This window comes from Rhodothermus bifroesti (assembly GCF_017908595.1).
In the GTDB taxonomy this organism is placed as follows: Bacteria; Bacteroidota; Rhodothermia; order Rhodothermales; family Rhodothermaceae; genus Rhodothermus; species Rhodothermus bifroesti.
Genome location: NZ_JAGKTL010000001.1, coordinates 855,185 through 868,945 on the forward strand (window position 1 = coordinate 855,185; position 13,761 = coordinate 868,945).

Below are 13,761 nucleotides of genomic sequence, written 5' to 3' on the forward strand. Positions count from 1 at the left end.
TGCGATGTGAAAAATCTGTAAGGCATATGCCTAGTACGGTCCAGGGTTCCACACTTAGCTTTTCTCTGGGAAAAAAGTAAACCCTCGATCAAAAGCTACGCCTGCTAGCAGTCCCAGCAGATCAGCCCCTAGGTCCCACCCTTCGGCGGAGCGGCCTATGGGAAGCACGCCCTGGCCAATTTCTGTTAGCGCAGCTAGTAAAACTCCGGCAATCAGTACCTGCCTGAGGTGGTGCGGTTTTGTCAAAAGCCAGAATCCCGAAAAACCGGCAAACAATACAAAATGGGCAATTTTGTCTAACCATAACGTAACTGCCGGTTCTACGAGCTTGCCAGGTAGAAAACAAGCAACCAAAAGGGTCGCTGTCCAAATCCAAGGAAGTAGTCGCAGCATTAGGCCTTTTGCAGAAAGCGTTCGCGCAGTACTTGGGGAAGGTGTGTTAGCAGATCCATGGCCATCATGCTTTGGAGGGCCGCTTGCGCTGCGTAATGGTCGGCTACGGCGCCGCCCACGTGGAGCGCGCAAAGCGCGGCGCGATCAGGGGACAGGCCTTGGGCGAGCAAACCTACGCATAGTCCTGCCAGGATGTCGCCTGTCCCGGCTGTTGCTAAGGCTGGGTTACCGGTAGCATTGATCCAGACTGTGCCATCTGGGCAGCCTACGAGGCTAGGCATTCCTTTAAGCAGCAGCACACAGTTCCACGCGCGGGCGTACTGTTGCACGACCCGGACGCGATCGGTTAGGTCTACGTCGTTGCCAACCAGTCGCCGAAACTCTCCGGCATGTGGCGTTAGAATCCACCGTCCCTGGGCATGGTGGCGTATTAAATCGGTAAACCCTACGAGGGCATTTAGGCCGTCGGCATCAACGACAACAGGCTGTGTGGCTCGCTCGAGCAGGCTGCGCACAAAGCGTTGCGTGTCGGGATGACGTCCTAAGCCTGGACCAATCAATAACGCCTGTGCCCGTTCTAACCCGTTGGCCAGCACGTCGAAAGCGTCCTCCTGATCAATGCCCCCCCGTTCTGTTTCGGGTAGGCCGAGTAAAGCCACTTCGGTCAACTTAGTAGCTAAGATAGGACGTACGCCAGAAGGGCAGGCACACAGCACGTAGCCAGCGCCAATGCGAGCGGCGGCCGTAGCCGCCATAACCGGGGCTCCGGTAAACTCACGCGATCCCGCTACAACAATGGCCAAGCCGGCACTGTACTTGTGCGCATCGTGAGCGCGGCGTGGAAGCCAATGCCTTATGGTGGTGTCGGTAGCGCGCCAGGCGCACCCAGCTTGCTGGGCAGCCTCGACGAGCACGTGGCGTGGAATGCCAATTTCAGCAACTTCGATCTTCCCGCAGTACTTGGGCCCCTCGCCGATGAGTAGGCCTACCTTGAGTGCGCCCATAGTGACCGTTCGCGTAGCCCGAACAGCTCTGCCCAGCACCTGCCCTGTATCGCTATGCAGTCCGGTTGGAATATCAATGGCCAAAACAGGGGCGGTGCGCGCGTTTAGCCATTCCACGATTTCCGCCAGCGGCGTGCGTAGTGGGCTAGATAGGCCGGTCCCCAGTAGGGCATCGACGTACACATCAGCAGGCGGCAACTGATCCAATGCGGCTGCTGATTCGATGCGATGCAGACGCAGTCGGTTTTCGGCGTCGGCTTCGGCAAGGTGCACGAGCAGCTGGTAGTTGGCGGCTGCATCGTCGCTCATGCTCGAAACGTCGCTTAGCGTCACGACATGGACTCGGGCACCCTGGGCGTGCAACACGCGGGCCAGCACGAACCCGTCGCCCCCGTTGTTGCCGCGGCCGCACAGGCAAATGACAGTGCGGCCATCAACGGTTCCTAACATCTGCGCCGCCACCGCGGCTGCCGCGCGACCAGCAGTTTCCATCAGTACCCGTCCAGGCAGGCCTAGCACCTCGATGGTATGCTGGTCGGCTGCCCGCATAGCTTGGGCTGTTAAGACCGGCTCGGCAAATACGTCGGGCATGGCTTCAGCACCCTTGCATGTGGGGTAACGCTGCCGGCTTTGAAAGAAGCGACGTGGGTAAAGATCCCACGCTAGGGCAAAGGGGGAAAACGGAGCGTATCGGCAGGCGCAACCTCCCATCGGGGACGGGTTTGCAGTGGCTCGGCAAGCCAGACGAGCGGCTCAGGGGGCGCGTAGGGTATCAGTTGACCGCCATCCCATCGCTGGTTAGCATTACGATCCAAGAAAGCCCGGAGCCGATAGCGGCCTTCAGGTACGTGTTCAAACCGAAACAGGCTGTCTCCCGGTGTTAGTTGTACTTGTCGTACAGGCAGCCCTGCTGTCTGTGGAAGCAGCTCTACAACGATCGGGGCGGTTGTATCGGGCGAAATCACCAGGCCGCTTACGCTGCCTAGATCCGATTCGGAAAGGCCTACGAGCACAGCTTGCCAGAGCGTGTCGGCAATGCCTAGAACGCGACCGTCCAGCACCAGCGTAAGGCGCTCGCCTAACTGTAGCGGAGGATCCAACACCAGCCAAAACGTCGTGCCGTTTGCAGTTTGCAGATGGAAGCGTCGGGCTTGCCCTGCCTCGTCTGTGAGGTGAATGGCTGCTGCTAAGGAGGATGGAGGGGCATTAAAGCGAAGTCCAAAGGGCTGATCTGACAGCAATCGGGCTTCAGGGCTGGGCACAAAGCCTAAAAAACGTAGCCGTAAGGTATCGGGACGATCGACGGCCAGGAGGCGCAGCGTATCGTTGGGTGCCAGGTTACCGACCGTATCGGCCACGCTACCAATGCGCAGCAGGTGCGTTCCGGGCGTGAGGGGTTCGGTTTCAAGGTATACCTCTGGTGAAGACTCGGCCGTCTGGTAGACGTGCTGCAACGCGATGCGTGTGGTATTCTGGAAAAGGTACCAATTTTGGGGATCAGGGCTAAGAAGGCGCACCGGCTCGGAAAAACGCACGCGCAGGCGACGGTTGGAAAGTGCCTCTGCACGCTGGGGCGTTGGGGGCAGCGTGTCGCGCGCGGTGAGTAGCCAAGGGCGTGCAAAGGGCGTAGCTGCTGTGTCGGCTTGTAGTGCTGGGAAAGGTGGGGCAGCAAAAGCTTCATCCGGATCGGGTCGGCGATTGCGGTTGCGGTCTACCAAGGCAATCACGAAATAGGGCTGCTCGCTCAGGTAGGCAAAGCGAAAGCGCCCCTCGGGGTCTGTTTGCGTGCGATAGTCCGGCTGCGCAGGCAGCGTGGTCGGCGGTAGTGTGTCGCCTAAAGCATAGGCATAGACGTCCACATTGGCCACAGGCATTCCCGTGGCTGCGTTAATTACGCGGCCTTCGATGCGGCCTTGATTGATGGTCGGTCCCGTTGAAAATGCTAAGGTAATCGGTTCCTTCAGGCTGACACCACGTAGGTCGCGTAAGTTGGTATCCAAGGTTAGGACGTAGGTGGTATTGGGGCGAAGGGGCGACGGTAGGCGTAGCGTAACGATGCGGCCGCGCACGCGGATATCAGGGCGCTGCGGTAAGGCCGGCGTGATGGTCAAGGCACGTGTCACCGAAGCGGGTTCGACTGCTTCAGAAAAAACAAGCCGCACTTCTGGATCTTGCACATGCGTAGCCCCACGGGAGGGCGTGCTTTCAACAAGGGCCGGAGGTGTGCGGTCAGGGGGACCGCCTGTAGGTGCTACAGGATTGGCGCAGGCAGCAAGGCAGGCAAGTGCAAGCCAGGCTTTATGGCGTTGTAGCAGCATCTGTTGTGGCACGACTACGAAGGGTAAAAAGCAAATAAACACTTAAAGCTGTGGCTGTCAGCGCAAGGGTTGGCACCAAGTAACGCGTTAGTAAGCCAGGCGGCTTGGTAGGCAAGGGCGCTTGCGTTTCCGGAAAGGCTGGATGTTCTAGGCGGAAAATAAGATGCTGGGCTACGGTGTCGGTTACTATGGGTTGGCAAGAAGCGGCAAAAAGCACGCGACCATCGGGGGCTTGGAGCGCATACTGCATGGCCAGCGTTATGCGTCGCAATACCTGCTTTCGTGGCAGTAGCTGGTAGGTAACTTGTGCAGCAGTAATCTGGTAGCGGACCGTTGGCAGCGGCGTTGTTGCTGTGGTGTAGAGCTTTCGGCCTTCCTGAAGCCAGCTAGCCTCTAAGGCTGTTTGTACGTAAGGCAGCGTGTCTGGTGCTTCTAGCCGAAACGCTTGTAGCGAGTCTGGCAGCGTTAGGCAGGCATGGGCCAAACGCTGGAACTGCTCCAGGTTGGTCAGCGGCAGCACTTGCGCTTGGAGCACTGAGGTGCTGCCTATAAACAGACAGCCGATGCAATACAAAATTCGCATAACACCATGAGCTTTTGCTGGAAAGATCTGAAATCCCGGAGCCAAAGTCATCACAGTACGGTTTGAAGGACGGCAGCTACCCCCAATGTGTATGCTAAGCCACCGGCAACGCAAAACGTTAACGCGTCTTTTGCAGCGCAAGTACCGGGAGCAGCTGGGGCAGTATCTGATTGAGGGTGTGCGTGCCTTGGAAGCTGCGCTGGCTGCGGGAGCCCCATTGCTGGAGGTACTAGTGACTGCACCAGCAAGGCAGCGTCCGGCTGTTGCTGCCTTGCTGGAACGCGTTACCGTGCCGGTAACGCTGCTTACCGAGGAAGAGCTCGCGCGCTTCTCAACGGTTGAAAACAGCCAAGGCGTTTTGGCTATTGCTCGCCTGGTATGGCATCCAGAAGAGGTACTGTTTACTTGCCAGCATGTGGTAGTGCTTGACCGGTTGCAAGATCCAGGAAATGCAGGAACGATCCTTCGGGCAGCGGCTTGGTTTGGCGTAGACGCTGTAGTCGCTGGTTCCGGTACGGTTGATTTATATCAGCCCAAAGTGGTGCGGGCAGCTATGGGAGGGCACTGGGATTTGCGTTTGGTGCGTGCTACCCAACTGCCTCTGCTGCTCGATCGGCTGCGTGCTGCCGGTTTTGCTTGCTATGGTGCTGACCTCGAGGGCACGCCAGCGCCGGCTTGGCAGCCGCGCCGACCCGCTGTGCTGGTGCTGGGCAGTGAAGCCCACGGACTTGATCCAGAGCTTAAAAGGCGACTCGATGCGAGTGTAACAGTGCCTGGTACGGTCCAGCGCCGCGCTACCGAGTCCCTCAACGTCGCTATGGCTGCAGCCGTTTTGCTGTATGAATGGCTGGGCCGCCGGTAAGGTCTACAGCTTTGCCAGCAAAAGGAAGCAGAATCGGCGTATATTTAGAGTTTGTAGGCCCTGTTCAGATATTGTAACGCATGGAGATTCCTGCGCTTCAGGGGATGGCCATCGGCCAAACCTTGCTGCCGATGGAGAAACCTTTACGTTTGCGCGAGCGCCATCGCTCGTTCCGCATAGGTATCCCTCGTGAGGTAGCCAACGAAGAACGCCGGGTAGCCTTAGCTCCCAGCGGTGTTGCCACGCTGGTGGCTAATGGCCATGAAGTGTTTGTAGAACAGGGGGCTGGCGTGCTGGCACACTTTGCCGACGCAGAGTATATGGAGGCTGGGGCGCAAATTGTGGCTACTCCGGAAGACCTCTACAGTCGGTGCGAACTGATCGTTAAGGTAGGTCGGCCTACCGAAGATGAGCTGCGGCTTTTGCAAGAAAACCAAGTGTTGATTTCTGCGCTGCATTTGGGTTCTACAACGCCGCAGTTTTTGCACCGGCTGATGGAGCTGGGCATTACTGGCATCGGCTTTGAGTTTATTCGCGACTCGGACGGCACGCTGCCTATTGTGCGCATGATGCATGAAATCATGGGCTCAATGGCCGTGCAAATTGCTGCCCGCTACCTTGAAAGCAATGAGGGGGGCAAAGGAGTGATGCTCGGAGGAATTTCTGGTGTACCTCCGGCCACAGTAGTTATTATCGGGGCTGGGGTAGTAGGGGAGTGGGCAGCCCGTACGGCGCTGGGTTTTGGTGCCCATGTAGTCGTGCTGGATACCGACCTTGGTGCACTTCGGGCTATTGAACACTATCTAGACCGGCGGGTTACCACGGCCATGGCTTCCGTGGAGTATATCCGCAAAGCCGTGCGCTCGGCCGATGTAGTCATTGGTGCTAAAATGAGCGATGGGCAGCGCGCTCCTATTTTGGTCACCGAAGATATGGTCGCCGAAATGCAACCGGGCTCGGTTATTGTCGATACCATGATCGATCAAGGCGGATGCATCGAAACGAGCCGCCCTACAACGCACTCCAACCCTATCTTTCGGAAATACGAGGTCATTCACTACTGCGTGCCCAATATGCCTTCGAACGCAGCACGTACGGCCACCTATGCTCTGAACAACGTGCTGGTCCCCTACCTCATCGATATTGGCGAAAGCGGCTCTATTCACGAAGCCCTTTGGCGCAACGTTGGTCTGCGCAACGGCACCTACGTCTACCGGCGCCATCTTACCAAGAAAAGCTTGGCAGCAATGTTTGGCTTGCCTTATCGGGATATTGAACTGCTCATCGCTTCTGGGCTTTAATCCACGCTGGTTTCTTGGAGGGCTCGTGTGGTTGCGCCTACAACAAGCTCAAATTCCAGATGTACCTTTTCGATAGGGACTGGCTTGCCCGCTTCTATGTGCTTAATGAGAATTTCTGCAGCCTTTTCGCCCATCTTTTCCTTAGGGACGCGTACGGTTGAAAGCGACCAAGGCGTGTAATGCAAGAAGGCTAAATCGTCAAACCCCATCACCGACACCTCGCCAGGCACGCGAAAGCCAAGCTCTTCCAGCGCACGCAACACGCCTAAGGCGACCAGATCGTTGTAGCAAGCCACAGCTGTGGGCATAGGGGAGGGATGCTGCGCAAAGTAAGCCCGCGCGGCTTCATAGCCGTCCCGCGTGTGCGCTCCGGCATAAATGACCTGCTCATCGCGTAAGGCGCGGTGCGAAGTGCTAAAAGCGCGACGTACACCTTCCAGGCGCTCTTCGGTGTGGAGGGAGTAGCGCGGCCCGGCAAAATAGACAATGTGCGTGTGCCCTTGCGCCATGAGGTACTGAATGGCCGCTTGTGCCGCACGTACGTTATCGATGTCGACCAGATTGGCTTGCAATCCCCGAATGCCTTCCAAAAGTACAAATGGAATGTTGCGACGCTTAAGCTCAAAAATGTGGGACAAATCCGCTTCGTCGTCAATCACGGGCGTAATGATAAAACCGTTGACGTCTTTAGCAGTCATGAGCTGAATGATGCGCTGTTCAGCCTGATAAGAGCCTTCAGAGCTGGCCACCAGGATGGTGTAGCCTTTGGGCTCGGCAACGCGACGCGCACCAGCAATCAGTTCTGCATAGTACGGATTGTCGTCTTCCTTGATGATAAAGCCAATGCTGCGCTCGCTGTCTGAGCGAAACCGATGCCGCGCAAACTCGCGCGGTCGGTAATTCAGCTCGCGCATAACAGCCAGCACTTTTTCGCGCGTGGCTGCACTGACGGTGTCGCGGTCGTTCAAAACAGCCGAAACCGTAGCCTTGGAAACTCCTGCCAAACGTGCTACATCGGCAATGGTCGGATTGGAACGTTTGCTCATAAAAGTTCGCTGCGCAACGCGGACTAAACTAGACCTTTAAATCGGTTCAAACTGTTTTTGAAATAGAAGTGGCAGTCTGCAAGTTCCCAAAGAGACCAGAGGGGCTAGGGTTTCGTTTTCAGCGAGTACAAATTGGGCAGTTCATTTTCAAAGTAAATGAGCGGGTGGGCATAAAAACGTCGAAAGTCCTCAGCACTGGGGTGACCGGGGTAAGGAGCATAGAAGTGCCCTGGGATTGTGTAGGCATTGCGCCAGGTAAGGACGTAGACGATCTGCCGCGTGTCTGCGTCGTGATCTAAGGCCTTGAGCAATTTCCCCGTCCACCAGGTGCTGTCCGGAATACCTTCCAGGCCGGTTTCCGTGAGGGCTGCCAACTTCCCACGGGCTTGGGCAAGCTTGACCACGTCGTGCAATTCTCGAATCAAAAAAGGTAGCGTCTCTTCGCGCTGGTGGGAATAGTAATCGTCAAAGCCCAGGAGGTCGACATACGCATCCCCAGGGTAGCGTTCTAAGTAGTCCTCTGGAGAGGTAAAGCGATCGGACGAATAGGCCCAGAGCAGGTGATGCAGCCCTTTCTCTTGGCGGAGGTAGTCGACCGTAAAGCGCCAAAGCTGTATGAATTCCTCCGGCGTGCAATGCCGACGTCCCCACCAAAACCAGCTTCCGGTCCACTCATGAAAAGGCCTAAAAATAATCGGAATGGCGACAGTGTCGCGGCCCTCAGGCGGCAGACCGCGGAGCCGTCGTGCAAAGTCGGCAAAGCGATCGAGCCAGGTGCGAAACTGTTCATGATGGGAGCCGCCAGGCAGGATTGCGTAAACTGCCCGCGTAGTATCCCAGGCACTGCCACCACTGACCGGATTGTCCATGTGCCAACTTATTGTAATGACACCCCCCCGCTGAAATCCTTCGATGATCCATCGGCGCATATCCTCGAAGCGAACGCTGTCGAGGTTGCGCTCCGCACCATGCTCCAGCTTCCCTAATTCCCAGCCATAGACCGCGGGGTAGGAACCCGTGACTTCTTTGACGTCTGAGCGTCCAGGCTCAGCCCACCACGAGACGCCGTAGGCCAGATCGTCTTGGTGGCCATAAAGAATCGCCTGGGGAGCTAGGCGGTGCAGGTTAGCAAACAGGGCGCGGGTTTCCGCGGTGGCGTTTGGATCCGAAGGCGCTATCGCTGGTGGGTTGTGCTCAGCATACGGCATGCATCCGGCAAGCCATGCGCTCAGCAGCGCAGCGCCTCCTAGGGTAGGCCATTTCATAGCTGTTTGGCTTCTCGGTGCGTCAGGGCTTAACCATAATTATCAATACTTTTTATGAAATCAAGTTGAAGTGCTCTCGCTCAAGGGTTTTCACGACTTTTTTGCGTTTGCCCCTGCGATCAAAAAAACCAGGAAGGGACTTGCCTATAAAGTGCCTATGTTCTATTATTGAAGCGATTCGCACTTTAAAAAAACGATCTTTAAAAATGTTTTGAAAGGAGATGCCATATGGTCACTTTAGGTGTGCTTATTGGTAACCGGGGGTTTTTTCCAGCGCATCTTTGCACTGAGGGTCGAAGGCAGATTTTACAGGTATTGGAAGCTGAAGGTATTCGGCCATTGTTGCTACCTGAAGAGGCTACGCGTAACGGAGCTGTTGAAAGCCTGAATGAGGCCCGCCAGTACGCTGATTTTTTTAAAGCGCATCGCGATGAGCTCGATGGCATCCTAGTGAGCTTGCCGAACTTTGGTGACGAGCGCGCCATAGCCAACGCATTGCGCTGGGCTGAATTGGAAGTGCCTGTCTTGGTGCATGCTTTCCCGGACCGATCTGACCGCATGTCGATCAACTTTAGGCGTGACAGTTTTTGCGGCAAAATTTCCGTATGCAACAACCTCTACCAATATGGCATCCGCTACTCGCTGACGAGGCTGCATACGGTTGATCCCGAGAGTGAAGCCTTTCGGATTGACCTGCGGCGCTTTGCAGCGGTCTGCCGTGTCGTGCGTGCATTGCGGGGTGCGCGTATTGGGCAGATTGGAGCTCGGCCTGCAGCGTTTAACACGGTCCGCTACAGCGAGAAGCTGCTTGAGCGCACTGGCATCACTGTGGAGCCCTTGGATCTTTCGGAGCTTTTAGGTTGGATTCGGCGCATGGACGACCGCGATGCTTTGGTTCAGCAAAAACTCGAAGCCATTCGGGCCTATACAGAGGTGCAGAGCATTCCTCAAGAAAGCCTGCTCAAGCTGGCCAAGCTAGGGGTTGCTATTGACCGCTTTTTGCAGGAAAAGGAGTTGAAGGCAGTTGCTATTCAGTGTTGGACCGCGCTGGAAGAATTCTATGGCGTAGTGCCGTGCACGCCGATGAGCATGCTGAGCAATCAGCTCATTCCCAGCGCCTGCGAGGCCGACATTCCAGGTGTGGTTAGCATGTACCTGTTGCAGCAGGCTTCGCAAAAACCCGCGGCGCTGTTAGACTGGAACAACAACTACCGTGATGAGCTGGACAAAGGCGTTGTTTTTCATTGCAGCAACCTGCCAGCTGCTTTTTTTGAATCCCAGCGCATGGACTATCAAGAGATCATTGCTGGGACGGTTGGCAAGGAAAATACCTATGGTACAATCGTGGGGCGCATTGCCCCAGGGCCCTTTACGTTTTGTGGGCTGACCACCGACGAGTTCCGTGGGCGCGTGCGCGTCTACGTAGGCGAAGGGCGTTTTACCGACGATCCGCTCGAGACGTTTGGGGGCTATGGGGTGTTTGAGGTCCCGGGGTTGCAGCAGCTTCTGCGCTACATCTGCGCGAACGGGTTTCCCCACCACGTGGCCGCTACGCTGACGCATGTGGCCGATGCTGTAGCCGAAGCCCTAGCAACCTATATGGACTGGGAGGTCTACCGACACGTAGCCTGAAACCAACCAACGTTTGGGATTATGGCACCAACGTTTGCCATCGGTCTAGACTATGGTACCAATTCGGTTCGGGCGTTGATTGTCAACGTGCAAACCGGTGAGGAAGTCGGTACATGCGTCTTCCCGTACCCTTCGGGTGAGCAAGGGATCTTACTTGATGAGGCCGATCCTGATCTGGCCCGTCAGCATCCGGGCGATTACCTCGTGGGCGCTGAAGCCAGCATTCGTGGTGCACTGCAGCAAGCGCAACGCCATCCTGATTTTGATCCGGAGCGCGTCATTGGGATTGGGATCGATACGACAGGCTCTACCCCCTTGCCGGTTGATGCCCAAGGTCAGCCCCTGGCCTTTCACGAACGTTTTCGACATAACCTAAACGCTCAGGCCTGGCTATGGAAAGATCACACGAGCCATGCTGAAGCAGCAGAAATCACTGAAAAAGCCCGAGCACTGCGGCCGCACTACATTGCAAAGTATGGGGGCAGCTACAGCGCCGAGTGGTTTTGGGCGAAGATGCTGCACTGTCGCCGCGTAGATCCTGAGGTTTTTGAGGCGGCTTATACCTGGGTGGAAATTGCCGATTGGATTCCAGCCGTGCTGACAGGTACCGAGCATCCAGCGCGGTTGCGACGCTCGGTGTGTGCAGCAGGTCACAAAGCATTTTTTAGCCCAGAATGGGGAGGCTACCCAGACGAGGCGTTCCTGGAAGCCCTCGATCCAGCATTGGTGCGTGTGCGGCGTACGCTCCCCAATCGGGCTTACGACGTCTCGCAACCGGCGGGTCAGCTCACCCCTGCTTGGGCGGAACGGCTAGGGTTACCTGCAGGGATTCCCGTAGCTGTTGGGGCCTTCGACGCGCACTTAGGTGCCATTGGCGCGGGTATTGAACCCGGCGTGCTTGTTAAGATTATCGGGACCTCAACGTGCGATATCATGGTGGCACCAGCCGATACCCCCTTGGCCGACATTCCTGGTCTGTGCGGTATTGTGCGCGACTCGGTGTTGCCGGGATACTACGGCCTAGAAGCCGGACAATCAGCCGTTGGCGATATTTTTAACTGGTTTGTCCAAACCCTGCGCCCGCAGGGGCACGATCATGCTTCGCTTACCGAGGCCGCTGCCCGCCTGCGTCCGGGAGAAAGTGGCCTGTTGGCGCTGGATTGGCACAATGGCAACCGAACAGTACTGGTCGACCAGCGGCTTACGGGCCTCCTTGTAGGGCTAACGCTTCGCTCCTCGCCGGCCGAGATCTATCGGGCACTCATGGAGGCTACAGCCTTTGGTGCACGCGTGATTATGGAGCGCTTCGAGGCTTACGGGGTGCCCGTGAAGCGCGTTTTGGCCTGTGGCGGCATTCCGCCTAAAAACCCACTCCTCATGCAAATTTATGCCGATGTTATGGGGCGCCGCATTGAGCTGGCCCGCAGCGAGCTTACCTGTGCCTTAGGCGCAGCCATCAGCGGAGCGGTTGTCGCTGGAAGTCAAAAAGGCGGCTATGACCGGTTCGATGAAGCCATCCGGGCGATGACAGGTGTGCGCCCCGAAGCCTATGAACCTATCCCCGCGCATCGGCAGCTTTATGACGAGCTTTTTGCACTTTACAAGAATTTGCACGATGCCTTTGGGGTATCGGGCACGCAAATGGATCTTTATCCTGTGATGAAACGCTTGTTGGAGATTCGTGACAACGTATGGCATTCGAGAAGCTGAAGGCAGCGGTCTGGAAAGCCAACCAAGATATTGTGCGTCGAGGTTTGGTACAGCTTACCTGGGGCAATGCCAGTGGTGTAGACCGAGCAGCTGGCGTTATGGCGATCAAACCTAGTGGCATAGACTACGACCAGCTGCGACCGGAAGACATCGTGGTGCTAGAGTTGGAAAACGGGCGTGTCATCGAAGGCTCGCTGCGCCCATCGACGGATATGCCTACGCATCGGTACCTCTATCTCCACTTTCCCGAAATTGGGGGCATTGTGCATACGCACTCTCGGTATGCTGTTGCGTGGGCACAAGCCCGGCGGCCTATCCCCTGCTTGGGCACCACACACGCCGACTATTTTCGGGGGCCAATCCCGGTGACCCGGCCACTCTGGCCTGACGAGGTTGCCGAGGCCTATGAGCATCATACAGGAAGGGTCATCGTCGAGTGTTTTAAAACGCAGCAGCTTCACCCCTTAGAAATCCCTGGCGTGCTGGTGGCAGGACATGGCCCCTTTAGCTGGGGGGAAACTCCAGAAAAAGCCGTTGAGAATGCCCTCGTGCTTGAACTGGTGGCGGAAATGGCCCTTCACACCTACCTGTTACATCCTGAAGCCTCTGCGTTAGAAGCCTACGTGCTTGAAAAACATTTTAGCCGCAAACATGGCGCCCAGGCCTACTATGGACAGCGATAATCTGCTTTTCTTATAACCTAGGTGATATATGCCATGACGGTTTTAGACTGGTTGATTGTGGCGGCCTATTTTGGGATTTTGGCCGCGATAGTTTGGTGGTCTTCGCGACGGATCAAGACGTCGGCGGATTACTTTTTGGCGGGTCGGGAGGTTGGTTTTTTTGTGGTGGGGGCGTCGATTTTTGCTTCGAACATTGGTTCGGAGCACATTGTAGGTTTGGCGGGCAGTGGGGCGGCCAATGGTTTGGCGCAGGCGCACTGGGAGCTGCACGCTTGGGTGTTGGTGTTGTTGGCGTGGGTGTTTGTGCCGTTTTACTATCGCAGTGGGGTTTTTACGATGCCGGAGTTTTTGGAGCGGCGTTTTGATGCTCGGGCGCGGTGGATTTTGTCGATTGTGTCGTTGGTGGCTTATGTGTTTACGAAGGTGTCGGTGACGGTTTACGCTGGGGCGTTGGTGTTTCGGACGTTGTTGGCGGACGTATTTGGTTCTCCGGATGAGGCTTTTTGGGTTGGGGCGATTGTGACGGTTTTAGCCACGGGGGTTTACACGATTTTGGGGGGTCTTCGGGCGGTGGTTTACACGGAGGTGTTGCAGACGGGGTTGTTGATTTTGGGGAGTGTGTTGATTACGGTTTTTGGGCTTTCGGCTTTGGGGGGTTGGGAGGAGGTTCGGGAGGTAGCGCGTTTGCAGGGGGAGCGGTGGGCGCTTTGGCGTTCGAATGCGGATCCGGTGTTTCCGTGGCTTGGGGTGATGATTTCTTCGGTGGTGACGGGGATTTGGTACTGGTGCACGGATCAGTACATAGTGCAGCGGACGTTGGCGGCGCGTTCGCTGCAGGATGCGCGTCGTGGGGCGCTTTGGGGGGGATTTTTGAAGGTGTGGCCGGTGTTTATTTTTTTGGTGCCGGGGATGATTGGTTATGCGTTGCATCTTAAGGGGGTGATTCGCATTCCGGAGGATGCTT

Annotated in this window: 12 protein-coding genes; 6 read left to right on the plus strand and 6 right to left on the minus strand. The window is 56.5% G+C overall.

Annotated features, from left to right (window positions below):
• Positions 1-54: 54 nt before the first annotated feature.
• The 4 genes from J8E65_RS03655 to J8E65_RS03670 all read right to left on the minus strand — a co-directional run bounded on the left by J8E65_RS03655 (position 55) and on the right by J8E65_RS03670 (position 4,298).
• Complete coding sequence (locus J8E65_RS03655) at positions 55-393, minus strand: VanZ family protein (protein ID WP_210373994.1); 339 nt, start codon at positions 391-393, stop codon at positions 55-57.
• The gene (locus tag J8E65_RS03660) at positions 393-1,988 is read right to left on the minus strand and encodes an NAD(P)H-hydrate dehydratase (protein ID WP_210373995.1); all 1,596 of its coding nucleotides are present in this window, start codon (positions 1,986-1,988) and stop codon (positions 393-395) included. Before J8E65_RS03660 ends, J8E65_RS03655 begins: the two co-directional genes overlap by 1 nt.
• A gap of 71 nt (positions 1,989-2,059) precedes the next feature.
• Entirely contained in the window at positions 2,060-3,715 is a 1,656-nt protein-coding gene (locus J8E65_RS03665) for an Ig-like domain-containing protein (protein WP_210373996.1), read from the minus strand.
• The gene (locus J8E65_RS03670; protein ID WP_210373997.1) at positions 3,696-4,298 is read right to left on the minus strand and encodes a hypothetical protein; all 603 of its coding nucleotides are present in this window, start codon (positions 4,296-4,298) and stop codon (positions 3,696-3,698) included. Before J8E65_RS03670 ends, J8E65_RS03665 begins: the two co-directional genes overlap by 20 nt.
• 85 nt (positions 4,299-4,383) lie before the next feature.
• Between J8E65_RS03670 and J8E65_RS03675 the strand changes: the two genes are divergently transcribed.
• Positions 4,384-5,160, plus strand: a complete 777-nt coding sequence (locus J8E65_RS03675; RefSeq protein WP_237181584.1) for a TrmH family RNA methyltransferase — start codon at positions 4,384-4,386, stop codon at positions 5,158-5,160.
• 80 nt (positions 5,161-5,240) lie between these two features.
• On the plus strand, positions 5,241-6,461 hold the full coding sequence (locus J8E65_RS03680) for an alanine dehydrogenase (protein WP_210373998.1): 1,221 nt from the start codon (positions 5,241-5,243) through the stop codon (positions 6,459-6,461).
• Here the strand turns inward: J8E65_RS03680 and J8E65_RS03685 are convergent.
• Both J8E65_RS03685 and J8E65_RS03690 read right to left on the minus strand, forming a co-directional pair.
• The gene (locus J8E65_RS03685; RefSeq protein WP_210373999.1) at positions 6,458-7,507 is read right to left on the minus strand and encodes a LacI family DNA-binding transcriptional regulator; all 1,050 of its coding nucleotides are present in this window, start codon (positions 7,505-7,507) and stop codon (positions 6,458-6,460) included. The two genes, J8E65_RS03680 and J8E65_RS03685, sit on opposite strands and share 4 nt — an antisense overlap.
• A 104-nt stretch (positions 7,508-7,611) precedes the next feature.
• The gene (locus tag J8E65_RS03690; RefSeq protein WP_237181586.1) at positions 7,612-8,772 is read right to left on the minus strand and encodes a glycoside hydrolase family 26 protein; all 1,161 of its coding nucleotides are present in this window, start codon (positions 8,770-8,772) and stop codon (positions 7,612-7,614) included.
• Between the two features lie 228 nt (positions 8,773-9,000).
• Here J8E65_RS03690 and J8E65_RS03695 point away from each other — a divergent pair, with 228 nt between their 5' ends.
• The 4 genes from J8E65_RS03695 to J8E65_RS03710 form a co-directional block, all read left to right on the plus strand.
• Entirely contained in the window at positions 9,001-10,404 is a 1,404-nt protein-coding gene (locus tag J8E65_RS03695) for an L-fucose/L-arabinose isomerase family protein (RefSeq protein ID WP_210374000.1), read from the plus strand.
• Between the two features lie 21 nt (positions 10,405-10,425).
• Positions 10,426-12,114: a ribulokinase gene (locus tag J8E65_RS03700; protein ID WP_210374001.1), complete on the plus strand. Its 1,689-nt coding sequence runs from the start codon at positions 10,426-10,428 to the stop codon at positions 12,112-12,114.
• Positions 12,096-12,797, plus strand: a complete 702-nt coding sequence (locus tag J8E65_RS03705; RefSeq protein WP_210374002.1) for an L-ribulose-5-phosphate 4-epimerase — start codon at positions 12,096-12,098, stop codon at positions 12,795-12,797. Before J8E65_RS03700 ends, J8E65_RS03705 begins: the two co-directional genes overlap by 19 nt.
• 33 nt (positions 12,798-12,830) lie before the next feature.
• On the plus strand, positions 12,831-13,761 hold a 931-nt coding region (locus tag J8E65_RS03710), incomplete at its 3' end, for a sodium:solute symporter family transporter (protein WP_210374003.1).

Excerpts from the sequence above, each read along its gene's own strand:
- J8E65_RS03655 (WP_210373994.1), bottom strand. The coding sequence starts at position 393 with ATGCTGCGACTACTTCCTTGGATTTGGACAGCGACCCTTTTGGTTGCT.
- J8E65_RS03660 (WP_210373995.1), bottom strand. The coding sequence starts at position 1,988 with ATGCCCGACGTATTTGCCGAGCCGGTCTTAACAGCCCAAGCTATGCGG.
- J8E65_RS03665 (WP_210373996.1), bottom strand. The coding sequence starts at position 3,715 with ATGCTGCTACAACGCCATAAAGCCTGGCTTGCACTTGCCTGCCTTGCT.
- J8E65_RS03670 (WP_210373997.1), bottom strand. The coding sequence starts at position 4,298 with ATGCGAATTTTGTATTGCATCGGCTGTCTGTTTATAGGCAGCACCTCA.
- J8E65_RS03675 (WP_237181584.1), top strand. The coding sequence starts at position 4,384 with ATGTGTATGCTAAGCCACCGGCAACGCAAAACGTTAACGCGTCTTTTG.
- J8E65_RS03680 (WP_210373998.1), top strand. The coding sequence starts at position 5,241 with ATGGAGATTCCTGCGCTTCAGGGGATGGCCATCGGCCAAACCTTGCTG.
- J8E65_RS03685 (WP_210373999.1), bottom strand. The coding sequence starts at position 7,507 with ATGAGCAAACGTTCCAATCCGACCATTGCCGATGTAGCACGTTTGGCA.
- J8E65_RS03690 (WP_237181586.1), bottom strand. The coding sequence starts at position 8,772 with ATGAAATGGCCTACCCTAGGAGGCGCTGCGCTGCTGAGCGCATGGCTT.
- J8E65_RS03695 (WP_210374000.1), top strand. The coding sequence starts at position 9,001 with ATGGTCACTTTAGGTGTGCTTATTGGTAACCGGGGGTTTTTTCCAGCG.
- J8E65_RS03700 (WP_210374001.1), top strand. The coding sequence starts at position 10,426 with ATGGCACCAACGTTTGCCATCGGTCTAGACTATGGTACCAATTCGGTT.
- J8E65_RS03705 (WP_210374002.1), top strand. The coding sequence starts at position 12,096 with ATGGCATTCGAGAAGCTGAAGGCAGCGGTCTGGAAAGCCAACCAAGAT.